Annotated in this window: 15 protein-coding genes; 8 read left to right on the top strand and 7 right to left on the bottom strand. The window is 53.7% G+C overall.

What is annotated here, in order from left to right:
* Positions 1-324: 324 nt before the first annotated feature.
* From ACK3CJ_RS12230 to ACK3CJ_RS12255, 6 genes are all read left to right on the top strand, one after another.
* Positions 325-3,105, top strand: coding sequence for a glycosyltransferase (locus ACK3CJ_RS12230; RefSeq protein WP_409522489.1), 2,781 nt, complete (start codon positions 325-327; stop codon positions 3,103-3,105).
* A gap of 241 nt (positions 3,106-3,346) precedes the next feature.
* Positions 3,347-4,648 carry a sn-glycerol-3-phosphate ABC transporter substrate-binding protein UgpB gene (gene ugpB, locus ACK3CJ_RS12235; RefSeq protein WP_409522490.1) on the top strand — a complete coding sequence of 434 codons (1,302 nt, stop codon included), beginning with the start codon at positions 3,347-3,349 and terminating at the stop codon, positions 4,646-4,648.
* 128 nt (positions 4,649-4,776) lie between these two features.
* Positions 4,777-5,658, top strand: a complete 882-nt coding sequence (gene ugpA / locus ACK3CJ_RS12240) for a sn-glycerol-3-phosphate ABC transporter permease UgpA (protein ID WP_409522491.1) — start codon at positions 4,777-4,779, stop codon at positions 5,656-5,658.
* Positions 5,658-6,509 carry a sn-glycerol-3-phosphate ABC transporter permease UgpE gene (ugpE, locus tag ACK3CJ_RS12245; protein ID WP_151703547.1) on the top strand — a complete coding sequence of 284 codons (852 nt, stop codon included), beginning with the start codon at positions 5,658-5,660 and terminating at the stop codon, positions 6,507-6,509. The genes ugpA and ugpE overlap by 1 nt, the downstream gene beginning before the upstream one ends.
* A 10-nt stretch (positions 6,510-6,519) precedes the next feature.
* The gene (locus ACK3CJ_RS12250; RefSeq protein WP_409522492.1) at positions 6,520-7,599 is read left to right on the top strand and encodes a sn-glycerol-3-phosphate import ATP-binding protein UgpC; all 1,080 of its coding nucleotides are present in this window, start codon (positions 6,520-6,522) and stop codon (positions 7,597-7,599) included.
* 31 nt (positions 7,600-7,630) lie between these two features.
* A complete protein-coding gene (locus tag ACK3CJ_RS12255) occupies positions 7,631-8,416 on the top strand; it encodes a DeoR/GlpR family DNA-binding transcription regulator (protein ID WP_409522493.1) in 786 nt (261 codons plus the stop codon).
* Positions 8,417-8,436: 20 nt separating this feature from the next.
* Here the strand turns inward: ACK3CJ_RS12255 and ACK3CJ_RS12260 are convergent, their stop codons facing one another.
* Both ACK3CJ_RS12260 and ACK3CJ_RS12265 read right to left on the bottom strand, forming a co-directional pair.
* Complete coding sequence (locus tag ACK3CJ_RS12260) at positions 8,437-11,517, bottom strand: efflux RND transporter permease subunit (RefSeq protein ID WP_409522494.1); 3,081 nt, start codon at positions 11,515-11,517, stop codon at positions 8,437-8,439.
* Complete coding sequence (locus tag ACK3CJ_RS12265) at positions 11,514-12,788, bottom strand: efflux RND transporter periplasmic adaptor subunit (RefSeq protein ID WP_409522495.1); 1,275 nt, start codon at positions 12,786-12,788, stop codon at positions 11,514-11,516. Before ACK3CJ_RS12265 ends, ACK3CJ_RS12260 begins: the two co-directional genes overlap by 4 nt.
* A gap of 161 nt (positions 12,789-12,949) precedes the next feature.
* On the opposite strand from ACK3CJ_RS12265, the gene ACK3CJ_RS12270 reads away from it, so the two are divergent.
* A complete protein-coding gene (locus tag ACK3CJ_RS12270; protein ID WP_409522496.1) occupies positions 12,950-13,999 on the top strand; it encodes a sensor domain-containing diguanylate cyclase in 1,050 nt (349 codons plus the stop codon).
* Between the two features lie 24 nt (positions 14,000-14,023).
* The gene (locus ACK3CJ_RS12275; RefSeq protein WP_409522497.1) at positions 14,024-14,662 is read left to right on the top strand and encodes a thiopurine S-methyltransferase; all 639 of its coding nucleotides are present in this window, start codon (positions 14,024-14,026) and stop codon (positions 14,660-14,662) included.
* 57 nt (positions 14,663-14,719) lie between these two features.
* On the opposite strand, the gene ACK3CJ_RS12280 is transcribed toward ACK3CJ_RS12275, so the two are convergent.
* The 5 genes from ACK3CJ_RS12280 to ACK3CJ_RS12300 all read right to left on the bottom strand — a co-directional run bounded on the left by ACK3CJ_RS12280 (position 14,720) and on the right by ACK3CJ_RS12300 (position 18,956).
* A complete protein-coding gene (locus ACK3CJ_RS12280) occupies positions 14,720-15,187 on the bottom strand; it encodes a MarR family winged helix-turn-helix transcriptional regulator (protein ID WP_409522498.1) in 468 nt (155 codons plus the stop codon).
* A gap of 140 nt (positions 15,188-15,327) precedes the next feature.
* On the bottom strand, positions 15,328-16,344 hold the full coding sequence (ltaE, locus tag ACK3CJ_RS12285; RefSeq protein ID WP_409522499.1) for a low-specificity L-threonine aldolase: 1,017 nt from the start codon (positions 16,342-16,344) through the stop codon (positions 15,328-15,330).
* A 167-nt stretch (positions 16,345-16,511) separates the two neighbouring features.
* The gene (locus ACK3CJ_RS12290; RefSeq protein WP_409522500.1) at positions 16,512-16,907 is read right to left on the bottom strand and encodes a RidA family protein; all 396 of its coding nucleotides are present in this window, start codon (positions 16,905-16,907) and stop codon (positions 16,512-16,514) included.
* 17 nt (positions 16,908-16,924) lie between these two features.
* A complete protein-coding gene (locus ACK3CJ_RS12295) occupies positions 16,925-18,115 on the bottom strand; it encodes an acyl-CoA dehydrogenase family protein (protein ID WP_409522501.1) in 1,191 nt (396 codons plus the stop codon).
* Between the two features lie 31 nt (positions 18,116-18,146).
* Entirely contained in the window at positions 18,147-18,956 is an 810-nt protein-coding gene (locus tag ACK3CJ_RS12300; RefSeq protein ID WP_409522502.1) for an enoyl-CoA hydratase family protein, read from the bottom strand.
* Positions 18,957-18,974 lie beyond the last annotated feature (18 nt).

Genomic DNA, 18,974 nt, shown 5'->3' on the forward strand with positions numbered 1-18,974 from the left:
AGCCCATTTGCGTGAATTGATGTATGACCTCTATCCCATAGCGGTCAACAAATAGCAGATAGATATAAAGTTTCGCTACGCTGTTTTCTGGCTTGTTGAATGTCGGATCAACTTAAGTGTAGTCTGTGGATCACTTCGAAGCAGTGGTACTGAGATTTATATTTCATGACTCACGAATGAGCCGATCAACGTTCTGTGGCGCGGATTCAGGAAAGTCATCTCCGCTTTCATGTCCCAATCGATATCTATTGCATTACCCTTGTCAACGCAATGTCATAAACAGACCTTAAGCTGCCGGTAAAAGCCAGTGGAAAGAGGTCTACCGTGCAACCACTCATCCCGGATACATCCGCCAAGGTTTCTGATGAGTCATTCAGCAGCTTTCATACATCTATCCGTAGCGGCTATGAGCAGTTCCTGATTGAACAAAGGGGCTTGCTGATACCTGATGCTCCTGCTGCTGAAAATATCCTGCGGGTAGATCTGCACTGTCACGATCACAACAGCGATGTGCCTGATGAGCTCTGGGGGCGGCTGCTGCGCCTTCCCGAGACCTGGCTCAAGACGGATGATCTGGTCAAGCGCCTGCAGAATAATGGCTGCGATCTGATTACCATCACCAACCATAATAATGCCCGCTCCTGCTGGGATCTGCTGGACCGAGGATTTGACGTGCTGGTCGGGGCAGAGTTTACCTGTCACTTCCCTGACTCTGAGCTGAGCATCCATGTACTGACCTATGGTTTCACACCCGAACAGGAGGTGATACTTAACCTGCTGCGGCGTAATATCTATCATTTTGCTGGCTACTGCCGAGAACATGCACTCCCTACGGTGTTGCCACACCCGTTGTTCTTTTACGCTCATGGTAAACAGCCGGATATCAGCCTGCTTGAGAAATTTGCGCTTCTGTTTGAGCGTTTTGAAGTACTGAACGGACAACGCGGTTACTGGCAGAACGCCCTGACACAACGTTGGATCGATAGCCTGACACCCGAAAGAATCGACTATCTGGCGCGTGAGCACAAACTGGATCCCTTTGAGTTCTGTACAGACCCCTATCGCAAGCGCATGACGGGAGGATCAGATGATCACAACGGCATTTTTGCCGGACGTTGCGGCACTCTGCTTCAGGTTGATAACCTTCAACAGAGGCTGCTGGAGACACCTGCATCGGTACTTGCGCTCGAAGCGCTGCTCAATGGGCAGATGGCTCCCTACGGTGAGGTAGGAGAAGAGGAGAAGTTGACCGCAACATTTCTGGACTATTTCTCACAGGTTGCGATCAACATGAAAGATCCCGGCCTGCTAAGACTGATGCTGCACAAGGGCTCCATGAATGATAAGTTGATCTGCCTGGGCATCAGCAATGTGATGCAGGAGATCAAACGACATAAATACACTCTGACCTTTCTGGAAACCTTCCATCAAGCTCTGTCAGGAAAAAAACCCAAATTACTGGTTACTCTTGGTGTCAGCAAGGAGTTCAAACCCGTACTGAAGATGATCAAGAAAATCGCCCGCACACAGAGGCATGAGCCCGACCAGTTTCTGACAGTACTTCGGGAGGTGCTGCCTGCACTTTTTCGTGAGATATCGACTGTACTGTTGCAGCGGCTCAAGGAGAACCTCTCGAATGTGGAGAGCGATCTTTTCAACACATTGAGTATCGATGAGCTGATCCGGCAGTTTGAACTCCCCACTCATGCACGAACACTCTTCAGCAGTGAGCGCAGCCGATCCACCGATATGGTGTCACTCAATCTGCTGAAACTGATGGATAGCCTGACATTTCCGGCATTGGCCGGGGTGGTTCTCGCAGGTGCGACACTGGCGAGCCGACATGTGCTCTATTCCAACCGAGAGTTTCTGAATCGCCTGGCTGATACGCTGGATGAGCACCGTCACCCTGAGCGTGTATTGTGGCTGAGCGACACGTTGACCGATCATAATGGTGTGTCATCAGTTCTGCAGAGTACACTGCAGGAAATACAGAAAGCCGACCTTCCGATTGACATGCTGGTGTGCCATCCGGATCTGGAGGCCCAACCACATCTTAAGGTTGTGCGTCCACTGGCATCCTTTGATATGCAGCAGCTCGGTGAACAACTGATCCATATTCCCGACCTGCTTGCCATTCAGCGTATTTTTGAAGAGGGAGGCTATGATCGGATCATCTGCTCCACCGAGCTGGTGATGGGGCTGGTTGCTCAATATCTGAAGCATGCTTACTCTGTTCCCGCATATTTTTTCATGCATACGGACTGGATAGAGTTCTTCAGCCACAGCAGTCAACTTGATCAACATGGCATGGATAGACTGAGGCGCCTGATCCGCGCTTTTTACCGCCAGTTTGATGGTATTTTTGTTCTTAACAGCGATCACAAGGCCTGGCTCAGCGGCCCTGATATGGGCATTGAACAGAATCAGGTGTTCCTGACGCGCCACTGGGCTGACGACTGCTTCATCAATCCCCGCTTCATCAACCCCACTCATCTGCCAACAGCAACAGATGCCAGACCACCGGTTATTCTTTATGCCGGACGCCTCAGTGATGAAAAAGGGGTGATGGATCTGCCCTCTGTGTGGGCGCAAATTCAGGCCGCCTGCCCTAACGCCGAGTTTTGGATTGCAGGCAGTGGACCTGCCAGAGAGAAGCTCGAACAAGCCTTACCCGACGCTCACTTTCTCGGTTGGATAGGACACGAATCGCTGGTCTCGGTTTACGCAGACAGCGACTTGCTGCTGCTACCTTCACGCTTTGATACTTTCGGCTGTGTTGTCCTTGAAGCGATGGGCTGTGGTGTACCGGTGATCGCTTACAAAGAAAAGGGACCCAAGGACATTATTCGCCACGAGGTCGATGGTTTTCTGACAGAAAATGCTGATGAGATGGCAGAGGCCGCCATTCGCTACCTTGCCAGCCCATCACTACAACGCCAAATGAAACGCGCTGCAAGTGAGCGTAATCGCGACTACGAACCTGCCCAGATACTGCAACAGATGCTGCGTGATCTGCGAATGCAAACCTCGCCAGCCAGCAGGGTCCAAAAGAGTCAGGACAGGTCAATACCCGATATTCGTCTCAACACTGGAACCGGATGACGATCTGGCTTGAATCCAGCAACGCCAGGTCTGATCTGCAGAATACTTTCTTCATTTATTTTCAAATGAACTCCCCTGTCATCATTCAGTTACCATATCGTCATGTTCGTTTCGTAAAATAGTAAAAATAAAGTGACAAAACGAAAACTATTGGGCTAGATTGAAGGTTCAGAGTTCATTTCATGCTCTAACTGAATATTCAAATGAACCCAATATAACAACAACACTCTGAGGAACCCCTATGAAGAAGACGCTGATTGCAGCCTTTATCTGCTCGCTGAGCGCAACACCTGCGCTGGCTAAAACCGAGATCCAGTTCTGGCACGCTATGGGTGGAGCACTGGGCGAAAAAGTTGAGGATGTGGTGGCTGGGTTCAATGCCTCCCAGAACGATTATCAGGTCAATGCCAGTTACCGTGGCAACTATAACGATACGATGACTGCAGCTATTGCGGCCTTCCGTTCCAATCAGCAGCCTGCGATCGTTCAGGTATATGAGGTCGGAACGGCAACCATGATGGCCGCAGAAGGAGCTGTCTACCCAACCTATCAGTTGATGGAAGAGTTCAGCCAGGGATTTGACCAGTCAGATTACCTCAGCAGTGTCACCGGCTATTATGCCGACAGCAATGGCAACATGCTCTCAATGCCGTTCAACAGCTCCACTCCTGTGCTTTATTACAATAAGGGTGCGTTTGAGAAAGCGGGTCTGCCGGATCGCGGCCCTGCCACCTGGGCAGAAATGGAGGAGTTCGGTCAGAAGCTGCTCGACGCCGGCTATGCATGCGGTTTCACCACCGCCTGGCAGTCCTGGATCCATCTGGAGAACCTGTCAGCCCGCCATAATGTCCCGTTTGCCAGCAAGGAAAATGGCTTCGGTGGCACCGATACCGAACTGCAGTTCAATGGCCCTGTGCAGGTTGCTCATATCGAGAAGATGGGTGAATGGCAGAAAGCCGGTATCTTCAGCTACTCCGGCCGCACCAATGAAGGGTCAGCCAAGTTTTACAGTGAAGAGTGTGGCATGTATACCGAGTCCTCCGCGGGCTATGCCGGTATCAACGCCAATGCTCAGTTTGAGTTCGGTGTCAGCTCACTGCCCTACTGGGATAACGCTATCGAAACACCACAGAACACCATCATCGGTGGTGCAACCCTCTGGACACTGCGTGGACATGATGATGACGCGTATCGTGCAGTCGCTGCGTTCTATGACTATCTGTCTGACCCCACGGTACAGGCGGACTGGCATCAGTTCACCGGTTATCTGCCGATCACCTATTCTGCCATCAAACTCTCTGAAGAACAGGGATTCTATGAACAGAATCCTGGCACTGATACCTCCATCAAGCAGATGACCTCAGTTGAGCCAACCGAGAACTCGACAGGGCTGCGTTTGGGTAACTTCCCTCAGATTCGCGGCATTATTGATGAATCGCTGGAGTCGGTATGGAATGGTACTGCGTCTGCTCAGGAAGCACTGGATCGTGCCGTCAGCCGTGGTAACGAGCAACTGCGTCGTTTCGAGCGCGCCAATCGCTGATAATCCGGCGTATGGCTGAGCTGATCCGATCAAGCACTCTCATATGAGTTACTCGTCCCGGATCTTCCGTTTCGCGACCCTGCCTCATTTTTATATGCGGCAGGGTTTTCGAGTCTGAGAGCGCTACGATGCACGATACCGTTGTTTTCAAGAATAAAATTCTGCCCTACTTCCTGCTGGCACCCCAGTTGATCATCACGCTGGTGTTCTTTATCTGGCCAGCCGGCCAGGCACTCTATCAATCTTTCCTGATAGAGGACGCCTTCGGATTTTCACGCGAGTTTGTCTGGTTCGACAACTTTGTCTACCTGTTTCAGGACCCTGAGTATTGGAACTCAATGAAGGTCACCTTCCTGTTCAGTGCCATGGTTGCTGTCACTGCAATGGGGGTTGCGCTGCTGCTGGCTGCAATGGCAGATCGCGTACTGAAGGGAGCTGGCACCTACAAGACTCTGCTGATCTGGCCCTATGCCGTTGCGCCGGTAGTTGCGGCTGTTCTCTGGTGGCTGATGTTCAACCCCTCCATAGGTATTCTGCCCTATTGGATGAAGTTCGTCGGTCATTACTGGAACCACTATGTGAATGCCGGTGAAGCGATGACTGTCGTCGTGATCGCCTCCGCCTGGAAGCAGATCAGCTACAACTTCATCTTTTTCCTTGCCGGTATGCAGGCGATTCCCAAGTCACTGATCGAAGCAGCAGCGATCGATGGTGCAAGCCCATTCAAGCGATTCTGGCAGATTGTTTTCCCGCTGCTCTCGCCCACCGCCTTTTTTCTGCTGGTGGTGAATGTGGTCTATGCCTTCTTTGAAACCTTCGGTGTAATCCACGCCACCACACTGGGCGGGCCGGATAACGCTACTCGCACACTGGTGTACAAGGTCTATGAAGATGGCTTTGTCGGACTTGATCTTGGCAGCTCCGCTGCGCAATCGGTCATTCTGATGATCCTGGTGATCGCCCTGACGGTGATTCAATTCCGCTATGTCGAGCGCAAGGTGCAGTACTGATGATAGAAAATCGCCCCTGGCTAACCGCCTTTCGTCACCTGATGCTGATCTTCGGCATTGCCGTGATCGGCTTTCCCATCTGGATCGCTCTGGTCGCTGCTACCCATCCCTCGAGCGCTTTCTTTTCCGGCGTGATGCCCCTGTGGTTCGGCGAGCAGGGCCTGAACAACTTTGAGCGGGTCTGGAACAACGACGATCGGGTACTTGGCGTCACCGTTTCAGCCTCCTGGATGATGTGGAACAGCTTCATCATGGCGATGGTGATTGCGATCGGCAAGATCACCATCTCCCTGCTGTCGGCCTATGCCATCGTTTACTTTCGATTTCCCTTCCGCCGCACCTGCTTCTGGATGATCTTTCTGACCCTGATGCTGCCGGTGGAGGTGCGTATTCTGCCCACCTACGAGGTGGTGGCCAGGCTTGGCATGCTCAACTCCTATGCCGGACTGACCATTCCGTTAATCGCCAGCGCCACGGCCACTTTTCTGTTCCGGCAGTTCTTCCTGTCGATTCCGAGCTCACTGGTGGAAGCAGCAAGAATCGATGGTGCGGGTCCATTCAAGTTTTTCAAGGATATCCTGCTGCCACTCTCGGTGAACAATATCGCGGCGCTGTTCGTGATTCTATTCATCTATGGCTGGAACCAGTACCTCTGGCCACTACTGATCACCACCGACGAGGATTACTACACCATCGTCATGGTGATTAAACGCCTGATGACGGCCGGGGAAGGTAATGTGCCCTGGAACATCATCATGACCACCACTGTGCTGGCGATGCTGCCACCGGTGATCGTTGTGATTCTGATGCAGAAGTTTTTCGTCAAAGGCCTGATAGAGCAAGAGAAATAAGGGGTTCCACGTGGCAACAGTTTCATTAAGACACATCAATAAAAAGTATGACAACGGCTTTGAAGCGATCCATGACCTGAATCTGGAGATACCCGATGGCGAGCTGGTCGTGCTGGTCGGTCCATCCGGTTGCGGAAAATCCACCTCGCTGCGCATGGTCGCAGGGCTGGAAAGCATCAGTGGCGGCGATCTCTATATCGGAGAAACCCGCGTCAATAATCTGGAACCTGCAGAGCGCGATATCGCCATGGTGTTCCAGAACTACGCGCTCTACCCGCATATGTCGGTGTTTGACAATATGGCTTATGGTCTGAAAAACCGAGGAGTGCCCAAGGATCAGATCAAGCAGAAGGTTGATCGTGCTGCCGCAACGCTGGAGATCAGTCATCTGCTGCCCAATAAGCCGAAGCAGCTCTCGGGTGGCCAGCGCCAGCGTGTAGCGATGGGTCGGGCGATCGTTCGTAACCCCAAGGTGTTTCTGTTTGACGAGCCGCTATCAAATCTGGATGCAAAGCTCAGAGTGCAGATGCGCATCGAGATCAAACGCCTGCAGCAGGAGTTCGGCACCACCTCGATCTATGTTACCCACGATCAGGTCGAGGCGATGACTCTCGCCGATCGTCTGGTGGTGATGAACAATGGCCGGGTGGAGCAGATGGGCCCACCGCTGGAGTTGTATGAGCGCCCGGAAACCCAGTTCGTTGCCAGTTTTCTTGGCTCACCGGGTATGAACTTCATGTCTGCCAGAGTCGATGCAAACTGCCTGCACCTGCCAGGTGGGCATAAGCTAGAGTTGGGTCAGGCAGTTGATCTCACGAAGCTTCAGCAGCAGGAGCTGATGTTGGGGCTGAGACCAGAGCACCTGGAAGCCTGCGAGATGCCAGATGCCGACTTTGTGCTGCAGGTCGAGATGGTCGAACCACTCGGCGCCGATACCCTGCTCTATGGTCGGTTGCCCGGTAATGAGGACCTGATGGTTGCCGAACAGTCCGGTAAGATCCGCTATGAACGAGGCACCAAAGTGCCTTTACGTGTGGATCGAAGCAGCATACATTTGTTTGATAAGGAGTCTCAGCGACGGATCGTTTGATACCTGCCAACTTATTGCAGACGGATTGATAATGAAATTGACTGAGCGACAGCACACCATTCTGGAATGGATTCGACAGACAGAACATCTGGAAATCGAGCTGATCGCTCAGCGCTTTGATGTCACAACCCAGACGATCCGCAAGGATATCAATCAGCTCTGCGAATATGGCCTGTTACGGCGTCGGCATGGTGGCGTCAGCCTGCCGTCATCTGTCACCAACCTCTCCTTCACCTCACGTCAGATCATCAATCAACACGCCAAGCAGCGGATCGCCTCCCATCTGGCCAGCTTGATACCGGATAATGCCTCGGTGTTTCTCGGTATCGGTACCACCATCGAGTTTGTTGCGCGCGAGTTGTCCGATCACAAAGGGCTGACAATCCTGACCAATAACCTGAATGTTGCGTCACTGCTGTGCAACAGCCCGTCGATTCAGGTCATGGTCGCAGGTGGTCAGCTACGCCACAATGACCATGATGTGGTCGGGGAGGAAACCACCCGTTACTTCAGCGAATTCCATGCGGACTACGGTGTCATCGGTACGGGTGGCCTGGATACCCACCACGGACTGATGGATTTTGATGTTCGAGAAGCAGCCGTCAGCAGGGCCATATTGAGCAACTGCCGACAGAGGATTCTGGTGGCAGACCAGAGCAAGTGGGGGCGCAATGCATTGGCAAAAATTGCCCCACTGACACAGATCGATCTGTTCATTACCGACCACCTGCCAGCTACCGCAAGACCTGCGATACCCGACAGCATGACCCTTATCACAACTGATGTCACAACTGATGTCACAACCGATGATGGCTGATCGCCCCCTGCAACCGAGCACTAACGCTCCACCACCGCCAGCAGCGCGGGAATCACCACCAGCACCAGCACAGTCGCCACGCCCAGACCAAATACGATCGATACCGCCATCGGGATCAGAAACTGCGCCTGCACCGAGGTTTCGAACAGCAAAGGCATCAATCCAGCAATGGTGGTGATGGAGGTGATCAGTACCGCACGTAATCTCAGGCAGGAAGCCTCGACAATGGCTTCGTGACAATCCATTCCCTTCTGACGCAGCCCTTGATAGAAGCTGACCAAGATGATTGAGTTGTTCACCACGATACCGGTCAGACCAAAGAGTCCGAAGAAGGATAGTATGGTCAGCTCCAACCCCAGCATCCAGTGTCCGGCTATCGCCCCGAGCAGGCCAAAAGGGATGATCGCCATCACCACAAGCGGCAGCAGATAGCTGGCAAACATCCAGGCCAGCACAATATAGATGGCTGCCAGTGCAAACAGCAGCCCCATACGCATATCCCCCAGCGTTTCCTGCTGATCCACTGCACGCCCCTGAAAAGACCAGTCCAGCCCATAGCGGGTCGCCAACTCAGGTAACACATCACTGGCCAGACGCTCTCTGATCAGGCCGGCATTTCCCTGTGCACGATCCACCTCAGCCGAGACATGGATGGCCAGGCGCGCATCTGCATGGCGCAGGGTTTCGAACCCCGGTTGATAATCAAACCCGGCCAGATGATCCAGCGGACTCCAGCCACCCTGTGGCAGTGGCAGCGACAGGCGCTCCAGTGTCAGGGTGTTGTGTCGCTCCGCATCAGGCAGGAGGACACGCACCTCCACTTCCTCCAGTCCATCCTGATACAACTGCACCAGAGCCCCATCAAACAACCCTCGCAGCTCAGCCGCCATGCTCTGAGGAGTGAAGCCCAGAGCAACACCTTGTGGACTGAGTCTGACCAGCAACTGCTCACGCCCGTAGGGTGTATCATCCTCAATCGCATAAAGGCCTGGCGTTTCCGACATGGCGTCTGCCAACTCCAGTGCAGCCAGTTTAAGTGTCTGCGCATCCACCCCTGTCAGGCGGACATCCACATCACGCCCGGGTGGCCCGCCGGTCACCGCCGTTATGATCACCGCATCCAGACCCGGGACACGAGGTATCTGTTCGCGCCAGAGACGGATCAACTGTTGGTTACTGATCGCACGTCGATCCGGAGATGTCAGTTCAACCAGCATCGATGCAAACTGATCCCCCCTTGGCCCGCTGCCATCGCTGGCAATCCCCTGCCCCAACCGCGTCACCTTCACTCTGACAACCTCTTCATCCAGTGACGCTTCCACCTCCTGCAGCGCTGCCTCCACCTGCTGCATGAACTGCTCAACACGCTCGGGTGCCGTACCTGCCACAAACGAGATATTCGCTCTGACGGTCGTACCATCGGGATTGGGGAAGAAGGTAAAGCCAACACGACCACCGGCCAACAGACCAAAGGCAAGAATCAGCAGCGCAACCGCTGCCGCCAGCGTGATGCCTCTAGCCTGAATGGATGCCGTCACCAGACGCCGAAAGGGCTTTTGCCTGAAATGCTCCAACCCCTGCTCAAACCGGCCTCTGAAACCCTTCTCTTCCTCTTTGAGCTGCGCACGGGATACGGCAAGACCCTGGCTTAGCTGATGCGGCAAAATCAGAAAGCTGATCAGCAAGGTCGCCAGGATCACACAGATCACTACCAGCGGTATCTCAAACAGTATTTTGCCGATAATGCCGCCGATCAGCATCAGCGGGAAAAAGGCCGCAACCGTTGTCAGCGACGAGGCGATCACCGGCGCCAGCATCCTCCTTGCACCCGTCAACGCGGCTTCCTGGGGTGATTTGCCTTCACTGCGTAGCGTATAGGCATGCTCACTGACCACTATGGCATTATCAACAATGATCCCCAGCGACATGATAAACCCGAACAGCGACATCATATTGATGCTGCCTCCGGCCAGATAGAGCGCCACAAAAGCGGTCGTGAAGGCGATCGGAATGCCCAGGGCGACACGGATCGCAAGGCGCCCGCTGAGAAACAGAAACAGAATCGCCAGCACCAGCACCAATCCACCCAGTCCGTTTTTCAACAGCAGATTGATACGCTCGCTGATCAACTGCCACAGCTGATCATAAACCTTAAGCTCCACACCCGGGGGCAGGCTGCGCTCAGTTTGCTGCAGCCAGATCCCGAACCGCTTCGCCGCATCCAGTGCATCGGTGTTTTCGGTCCGCTGCAGCAGCAACTCCAGTGCGGGTTGCTGCTGATAACGCACACGAGTTTGCCCATCCCTGGCCCGTCGCTCAATATATGCAATATCGCCCAGTTTCAGCCAACCCTGCTCAGCACTGTTGAGCACTGGTAGCTGTGCAAAATCATATTCATGGCGCGCCTGTTGCAGCACCCGCAGTTGTCGCCCACCCTGATCACGCCCGAACTGACCAGCAGGCTGATCCGTGGTAAAGCGTGCCAGGTGTTCGGCCAACTGGCGGGGTGTTTTATCCAGTGCCTGCAGCATTTCACTGCTGACCTCAATGGCTACCAGTTCCGAAGGCAAGCCGGTGAAATCGACTTTCTCGATACCGATATCCAGTAGCTCACGCTCAAAACGGCGGGCAAGCGCGCGCAGCTCTGCCATGGAATCAGAACCGGACAGCAGCATGCGTACGATCGGCTCATAGCGGACGATACGATTCACAACCGGTGTTTCGGCATTGAGCGGAAGATTGCGCTGCTGCGCGACACTATCCTCCACCTGTGCCAGCGCCTGTGCCATATCGACCCGATCACGAAGTTCAAGGGTGATGGCCGACACCCCGAGGCTGGAAGTGGAGGTGATCGACTTCAACCCATCCACCGTTCTGAGGGACTGCTCCAGCGGGATCGTCACACTGCTTTCGACATCCTCAGCACTCGCCCCGGTCCAGACTACTCGCACACTGACAAAATCCAGGGCAAAGTTGGGGAAAAACTGAGTGTTCAGCTTCATCAAAGACCAGAAACCCGACAGCAGCATCAGCACAATCAGCAGATTACTGGCCAGTCGATGGTTCAGAAAGAGCGCGATAAACCCCTTGCGCGGCATCATGACCCCTCTCCGGGTATGCTGAGCTGTTCAACCACTTCTACTCTCAATCCCTGCATCGCCTGAGGTAACCGATTTGCCAGCACCTGATCTCCCTCGCTCAGCTCTGTTACACTGATCAGCAGACCTGCTTGCCCATTACGGCGCGTTTCGCCCAGCACATCAACGGTCAACGACTGTAAGCGCCCCTCTTTGATCAGATAGATTCTGTCAGAGCCATGTAATGCTTCAGCAGGTATCCATGCGCTGGAACCATTGATCGGCAAGCGCATCCAGGCCTCGGCAAAACGCCCCAGCGGTAAGCGCTCTGCATGCCCTCCTCCCAGACGAAAGTTTGCCAGTACAGCTGCCGATTGATCAGTCTTGGCAGACAGGCGCTCAAGCACGAATACATAATGGCTGCCATCAATATCGGCAAAGGCTTCAAGAGTGATATCAGAAGCCAGTGAATCCTGCAGCTGGGGCAGATAGCGCATAGGGATACGGCTTTCCAGCTCTATATCGATGGGTGAAAAATGGGTCAGCAGTACCGTATTCGCGGTGACTCTGTCGCCTGGTGCCACCATCAGATCCACAATGCGCATGTCAGTAGCTGCCACCACATGCGTTGCCTGCAGATTGCGCTCTGCCAGCTCCAATTGACCTCTGGCCCGCACTCTGGCTGCTTCCAACTGCTTCAGGCGCGACGGATGCTGGCTGACCGCCAGTTCACGATTCATCAACGCCAGTTGCTGTTGCAGTAAAGACTGCTCTGCCAGATCCACATCACGTTGCGCGGCACGACTACCCTCGGCAAGGCTTTTGATGCGCTGCAGTTGACGCTCTGCAAGTGCCAGCAGCTCACGCTCCTGCTGCAGCGCCTGTCGATCCAACGCATGCTGGCTAACACGCTGCTCAATCTGCGAGTCCAGATCCTGAAGTTCAGCCAGCCGCTGATCACGCTCAACCCGTGCATCAGTCGGGTCCAGCTCCAGCAACAGATCGCCTGTGGCAACCATCTGACCTGCCTGCACTGCCACACTGACCACATCACCTGCCGATCTTGCACGCAGACTGGCGGTTGAAGCGGTACCTATCTTGCCAAAAAGCCTCACCTCTGGAGACTGTTCAGCTATCGTCACGATCAGTGCAGCAACAGGCCAGCTTCTCTCCTCATCACCAGCGGGTGGTGCTTCAGGTTTTGTCGATTTGAGATGGAGAAATCCAGCGATCGCAACCAGAATTAGTAGCAGGGGCACCAGATATCGAATCAACCGAGATGTAAATCCTGACATGAACAGGCAGCCTGTATGAATTAAAATAAGATTATGCTTATATAGTATAAGAATTTGCCTCTATAGCACAGTGACCACGCCGATCTCCACATTGGCAATGAGTCTGCTATTCTGTTGTTGCCAGTGTGCACATTAGACTGCTGAAGGGAAACTGCCATCTGATGAATAATATGACAGCCAGAGCCAGGTCAGACAGTGAACTCTTCCTAGCCGTGGCCCGAGCAGCCAAGCGCCTGAATGAAAGCGTCGACTGGCGCGAGGGCATCACCCAGTTTCTGGAAGAGCTGGGTATCAGTACGGGTTCCAGTCGTGTCTGGATGTTCAGGCTGATCGAAAAAGGTGATGATTATTACATTACCGAATACATTCATGAGTGGGCGGCTCGCCCTGAATTGTCTAACTTTGATGACCTTCAGCTTCATCATCAGCGTGTCGAAGTAAAGGACGACGACGTTAAAGAGCTTTACGAAGCACGCCTTCGAGGCGAGTGGCGCCAACACCATCGCTGCTCCCTGTCGGGTCATCTGCTGAATGAGTTTGTACGCCAGAGTATTCACTCCATGCTGACCATCCCCATCATGGTGAATAGTCAGTGGTGGGGAATCCTTGGTTTTGATGATTGCGACAAACCCAAGTCCTACCCGGAAAGTTATGTCGCAGCACTGGAGATCGCTTCGGTCCTCCTGACAAATGCCATACTTCGTGCCCGACTGCACTGGGAGGCAAATCACGATTATCTGACGGCACTTTTCAACCGGCGGCATTTGATAAAACTGATAGAGCAGGCCCTGCAGGAGCACCAGCCAGGACAGCTGACAATTCTGGATATTGACTTTTTCAAGCGGGTCAACGATGAGTACGGGCATCAGGCAGGTGACGCTGCGCTGGTTCATCTCTCCGACACCTTGAAATCCAGACTGCCCGCTCATGCCCTGCTGGCGCGTTTTGGTGGTGAGGAGTTCGCTCTATGGCAGCCGGACACATCCGAACAAAACTCAGTAGAGGCTGATGAACTGCGAAAAGCACTGGATGAAACACCTTTCATCTGGGAAGGAAAAGCAGTCAGAATAACTGCAAGCTTTGGCACCACCTACACCCGTTCCGGACAGCATAAAACAGAAGATAACTTTGAAACACTTTTTGCCCGCGCCGATTCAGCATTGCTGGAAGCCAAACTGCAGGGACGAAATCGGGTGGTGGTTGTTAACTGATATATTAATTGGAGAGGATACAACGTGGAACACCAATTCTGGCACGAGCGCTGGGAACAGAATCAGATAGGATTTCATCAGTCAGAGATCAATGCCTACCTGAACAGCCACTGGGCTGAACTCGGGATCCCCAACGACGCCCCTGTCTTTGTGCCCTTGTGCGGTAAAAGTCTGGATATGCTGTGGTTACGTGAGCAGGGGCATGCATTGCTGGGAATAGATATCAGTGAAGTAGCCCTGCAAGCCTTTTTCAATGAAAACCAGCTATCCCCTGCTATCAGCAAAGGTGAACGCTTCACTGAATACAGCATGGACGGGTTGCGATTACTTGGAGGTGATTTTTTTGCACTGACCCGAGAGGATCTCGGTCAGATTCGTGCAGTCTATGACCGTGCCGCCTTGATTGCGTTGCCGCCTGCGATGCGCAAAGACTATGTTCGTCATATGGAGGCGCTCCTGCCAACTGCTGCCAGCATCCTGCTGATCACACTTGAGTATCCTGAAGGCATGCTCAAAGGGCCACCTTTCAGTGTTGCTCAGGATGAGGTGGAAGCCTTATACGGGGAGGGATTCGAAGTAACGTTTAAAGGTCGCTGGGATGGCCTGGGGCCGAAGGGCAAGCCGCTGAAGGAGGTAGTTTACACGCTTAAGCGTAAACCCTGATCAATTCCCACCTGCAACAAGCCTGCAGGCTCAGTTCAGTTATTAACTATACCTGTATTAACTATCCTGAGCCTGCTTCTTGATACGTGCCAGCATATTCAGGCACTGATCAATCTCGTTATCATCCACTACACTCATGATCTCGCGAATCCACACTTCATGCTCGACAGCCATCTCGCGAAATTTTTCCGCTCCCTTGGCCGTCATGTGGATGCGGTAAACCCGACGATCTGCACTGTCCATCTCACGCACCACGAGGTCATCGCGTACCAGTTGATCGGTGAGACCAGTGACATTACCACCTGTCACCATCATCCGCTTGGACAGCTCACCCATCGTCATGCCATCCGGCTCTCTGTTCAGTTGGGCCAGATAATCAAAGCGCGGCAAAGTAAAGGCAAACTGCTCATTCAAGCGTTTGCGAATTTTATTTTCGATCAGATTAGTGCAACTGATCATTTTGAGCCACAGTCGCAACGCCTGATGCTGATCAGCCAGCCCTTCACTGTTAGACCTGCTCTCCATTGCAGGTGCTGATCCCGTACTATTATCAGCGGACACAGGCTTACTCCCTTTTGTTTTATAGTATTGCAATAGTTTAGGTCATTTTAGATTAGACCTTAACTATTTTCAATTAAAGGAAAACACCTATACTGAGTCGTACGTTATCTGCTCGCGAGATAATCGCGCAGATTCTGAATCATTCGTTCGATCCCCGCGCGATCGATATCCTTGTGTGTTACAAACCGAGTGCGCTGCTCCAGAGAAACCAGAAAACCTGCCTCTTTCAGATGCTGGCGAAGAGGCTCTATCTCGATCCCCGCTTCCAGATCCGCATACAGTATATTGGTGTTGACCCACTCAGGTTTTACCGTGATACCCGGCAGTTGATCAAGCTGCTCTCCCAGATAGATCGCATTGGCATGATCATCTGCCAGACGTGCCACCTGCTCCGTCATTGCCAGTTTACCGGCTGCTGCCAGAATCCCCACCTGACGCATACCACCACCCAGCATCTTGCGAATCCGGCGAGCACTGGCGATCAGTTCATGCGTGCCCAGCAGTAGTGAACCTACCGGTGCGCAGAGCCCTTTAGAGAGGCAGATCGTGATGGAATCAAACGGACGTGCCACTTCTGCCACATCCACGCCGAGCGCAACCGCTGCGTTATAGATACGCGCGCCGTCAAGATGCAGCGCCAACCCCTGTTCGTCGCAAAACTCACGTGCCTGCTGCATATACTCTAGCGTCAATACCTTACCGCCGATAGTGTTCTCAAGGCTGAGCAAACGCGTGCGGGCAAAGTGGAAATCATCCGGCTTCACGGCGGCGGCAAGTTTTTCAAAGCTCAGGCTACCATCGGCCTCATTCTCAATCGGCTGAGGCTGAATGGAACCGAGTACTGCCGCGCCACCCGCTTCATACTTGTAGTTGTGTGCCAATTGGCCACACAGATATTCATCACCCCGCTGACAGTGACTCATCAGCGCCAGCAGATTGGCCTGTGTACCCGATGAAGTGAACAGTGCCGCTTCGAACCCATGACGCTTGGCAGTCCAGGCTTCCAGTTCATTGACTGTCGGGTCATCTCCATAGACATCATCGCCCACGGGTGCATTGGCCATCGCCTCGCGCATGGCAGTTGTCGGGGTGGTTACAGTGTCGGATCTGAAATCAAGCATTGCCTCATCCTTAATATCGCGGGGTGCAGTTTTTCAAAGACCGGTATCAAATCATGATGAAGCGGAGAATACAATCGCCATACGCCTTGCAATCAGCAGGAGACGTATAGCGAAAGAATAAAAAACTGACACCCTCCTGGCAGCGGGTCATGGTGTCAGTGAAAAAATCAGGCGGGAATAACGGCGGTAGTCTCTATCTCGATCTTGGCACTATCCTCCATCAGATCTGCCACCTCAACACAGGCCATTGCCGGGAAGTTCTTGCCCATGACATCACGATAGGTTGTCCCGACTTCAGACAATCGGCTCAGATACTCCTGCTTGTTAGTGACATACCAGGTCATGCGCACGACATGCTCTGGCCCGCCACCGGCTTCTTGTAATACGGCACAGGTATTGACCAGCACCTGACGGAACTGATCGACGAGATCATCAGAAACAAACTGCTCGTTCTCATCCCAGCCTACCAGGCCTGCAACAAACACCATACGACCGGCCGTTACTTCGATGCCGGCGGAATATCCCTTGGGGCGAACCCAGCCTTCTGGCAGGAGTTGTTTCATTATTATTTACCTCGTTATTATCCCAGTTCACGCATCAGATGCTGACGTGCTATCACTACTTTCTGCACCTCTGTTGCACCTTCATAGATGCGCAGAGCACGAATCTCCCTGTAGAGCTCCTCCACCTTATTGCCACGTAGCACACCGCCGCCGCCATGAATCTGTACCGCTCGATCTATCACTTTCTGCGCCTGTTCGGTGGCATGCAGTTTGGCCATCGCCGCTTCACGCGTGACACGTTCGCCACGCACATCGCGGGTCCAGGCTGCGCGATAGATCAGCAAGGCACTGGCATCGACATCCAGCGCAGAATCCGCCAGCATCGCCTGCACCAGTTGCAGATCCGACAGTGGCGCGTTGAACAGCATGCGGCTTGAAGAGTGATGCGTCGCTTCATCCAGAGCACACCGAGCAAACCCAAGCGCAGCAGCACCGACTGTAGTACGGAAAATATCCAGCGTGGCCATCGCGGCCTTGAAACCCTGTCCCGGCTCGCCGAGCAGCTGAGACACCGGGATTTTGCAATCCTGATAATCGATCGTAGCCAGAGGATGCGGAGCAATCACATCGAGTCGCTCACGGATCGAGAAGCCCGGGGAGTCCGCATCGACAATAAATGCCGATAGCCCTCTGGATCCAGCAGCCTCTCCGGTGCGCAGGATGCTGACATAGAAGTCGGCTATCCCACCGTTGGAGATAAAGGTCTTGGCTCCGTTAAGCAGATAGTGATCACCCTGCAGCAGAGCATCACTTTTCATCGCCGCCACATCCGAGCCTGTCTCAAGTTCAGTCAGGGCGAAAGCTGCTATCTTGCGACCGGCAGCCACATCGGGCAGATACTGCTGTTTCTGCGCCTCGGTGCCATATAAGGTGATGGTGCCACTACCAAGCCCCTGCATCGCAAACATGAAATCCGCCAAGCCCGCATAACGCGCCAGCGTTTCGCGGATCAGGCACAGCGAGCGCACATCCAGTGATTCATGAACACCACCATAGGCCTTCGGGACTGCATAACGTATCCAGCCATCTTCGGCCAGCGCTTGCAGGATGGCACGGCACGCGGTATCCAGTGCTTCATGGCTATCATGATCGGCATGTGCCTGTAACAGTGGTTCCAGACGCTCCTGGCACCACTGATCCAGCTGTTGCGCGAGTTCGCGATGGTGTGGCTCAAAAAAGGGCCAGTCAAGAAAAGATCGGTCTGACATCACACTGTCCTGTACTGATGACCATACCCTGCTAGTTACCTTCAAACAGCGGCGTAGTCTTGTTCACGAATGCCTCATAGGCGCGCTCGAAATCCTTCGTGGCCATGCAGATCGCCTGTGCCTGAGCTTCTGCCTCGATGGCAGCATCCAGACTCATGTCCCACTCATGGTTGAGCTGGTTCTTGGTGATGCCATTGGCAAAGGTCGGCCCTTCGGCCAGCCGTCTGGCCAGTTTCATCGCTTCATCTTCAAGCTGCTCCGGCTCAACCAGACGATTGAAGTAACCCCACTGCATCGCCTCTTCCCCACCCAGGCTGCGACCGGTAAACAGCAATTCTGATGCCCGCCCCTGACCGATAATGCGTGGCAGAATAGCGCAGGCACCCATGTCGCAGCCTGCCAGGCCAACTCGATTGAACAGGAAGGCCGTTTTGCTGCGTGCAGTCCCCAGCCGCATATCGGATGCCATCGCAATGATCGCACCCGCCCCGACCGACACCCCATCCACCGCGGCAATGATGGGCTGCGGACAGTGGCGCATCGCCTTGACCAGATCGCCGGTCATGCGTGTAAACTTGAGCAGCCCGGGCATATCCTGCTTAATCAGCGGGCCGATGATGTCATGCACATCGCCACCCGAACAGAAGTTACCGCCATTGGGTGCCAGCACGATCGCCTTGACCTCCGGCACATAGACCAGCTCGCGATAGAGATCACGCAACTCGGCATAGGACTCGAACGTCAGCGGGTTTTTGCGCTCCGGCCGATCGAGTCGAATCACGGCAACACCATCCGTGAAGGTCCACTGAAAGTGGGTTGGCTGATACGTTTGTGGATTCATAACCTGTTTCTCTCCCAT

Source organism: Nitrincola salilacus, from assembly GCF_046271865.1.
GTDB lineage: Bacteria > Pseudomonadota > Gammaproteobacteria > Pseudomonadales > Balneatricaceae > Nitrincola > Nitrincola salilacus.

What these genes read in the sequence shown, in the direction of transcription:
- ACK3CJ_RS12255 (WP_409522493.1), top strand. Translation starts at nt 7,631, where the DNA reads ATGAAATTGACTGAGCGACAGCACACCATTCTGGAATGGATTCGACAG.
- ACK3CJ_RS12295 (WP_409522501.1), bottom strand. Translation starts at nt 18,115, where the DNA reads ATGTCAGACCGATCTTTTCTTGACTGGCCCTTTTTTGAGCCACACCAT.
- ACK3CJ_RS12280 (WP_409522498.1), bottom strand. Translation starts at nt 15,187, where the DNA reads ATGGAGAGCAGGTCTAACAGTGAAGGGCTGGCTGATCAGCATCAGGCG.
- ltaE (WP_409522499.1), bottom strand. Translation starts at nt 16,344, where the DNA reads ATGCTTGATTTCAGATCCGACACTGTAACCACCCCGACAACTGCCATG.
- ACK3CJ_RS12270 (WP_409522496.1), top strand. Translation starts at nt 12,950, where the DNA reads ATGAATAATATGACAGCCAGAGCCAGGTCAGACAGTGAACTCTTCCTA.
- ugpE (WP_151703547.1), top strand. Translation starts at nt 5,658, where the DNA reads ATGATAGAAAATCGCCCCTGGCTAACCGCCTTTCGTCACCTGATGCTG.
- ACK3CJ_RS12300 (WP_409522502.1), bottom strand. Translation starts at nt 18,956, where the DNA reads ATGAATCCACAAACGTATCAGCCAACCCACTTTCAGTGGACCTTCACG.
- ACK3CJ_RS12265 (WP_409522495.1), bottom strand. Translation starts at nt 12,788, where the DNA reads ATGTCAGGATTTACATCTCGGTTGATTCGATATCTGGTGCCCCTGCTA.
- ugpA (WP_409522491.1), top strand. Translation starts at nt 4,777, where the DNA reads ATGCACGATACCGTTGTTTTCAAGAATAAAATTCTGCCCTACTTCCTG.
- ugpB (WP_409522490.1), top strand. Translation starts at nt 3,347, where the DNA reads ATGAAGAAGACGCTGATTGCAGCCTTTATCTGCTCGCTGAGCGCAACA.
- ACK3CJ_RS12290 (WP_409522500.1), bottom strand. Translation starts at nt 16,907, where the DNA reads ATGAAACAACTCCTGCCAGAAGGCTGGGTTCGCCCCAAGGGATATTCC.
- ACK3CJ_RS12260 (WP_409522494.1), bottom strand. Translation starts at nt 11,517, where the DNA reads ATGATGCCGCGCAAGGGGTTTATCGCGCTCTTTCTGAACCATCGACTG.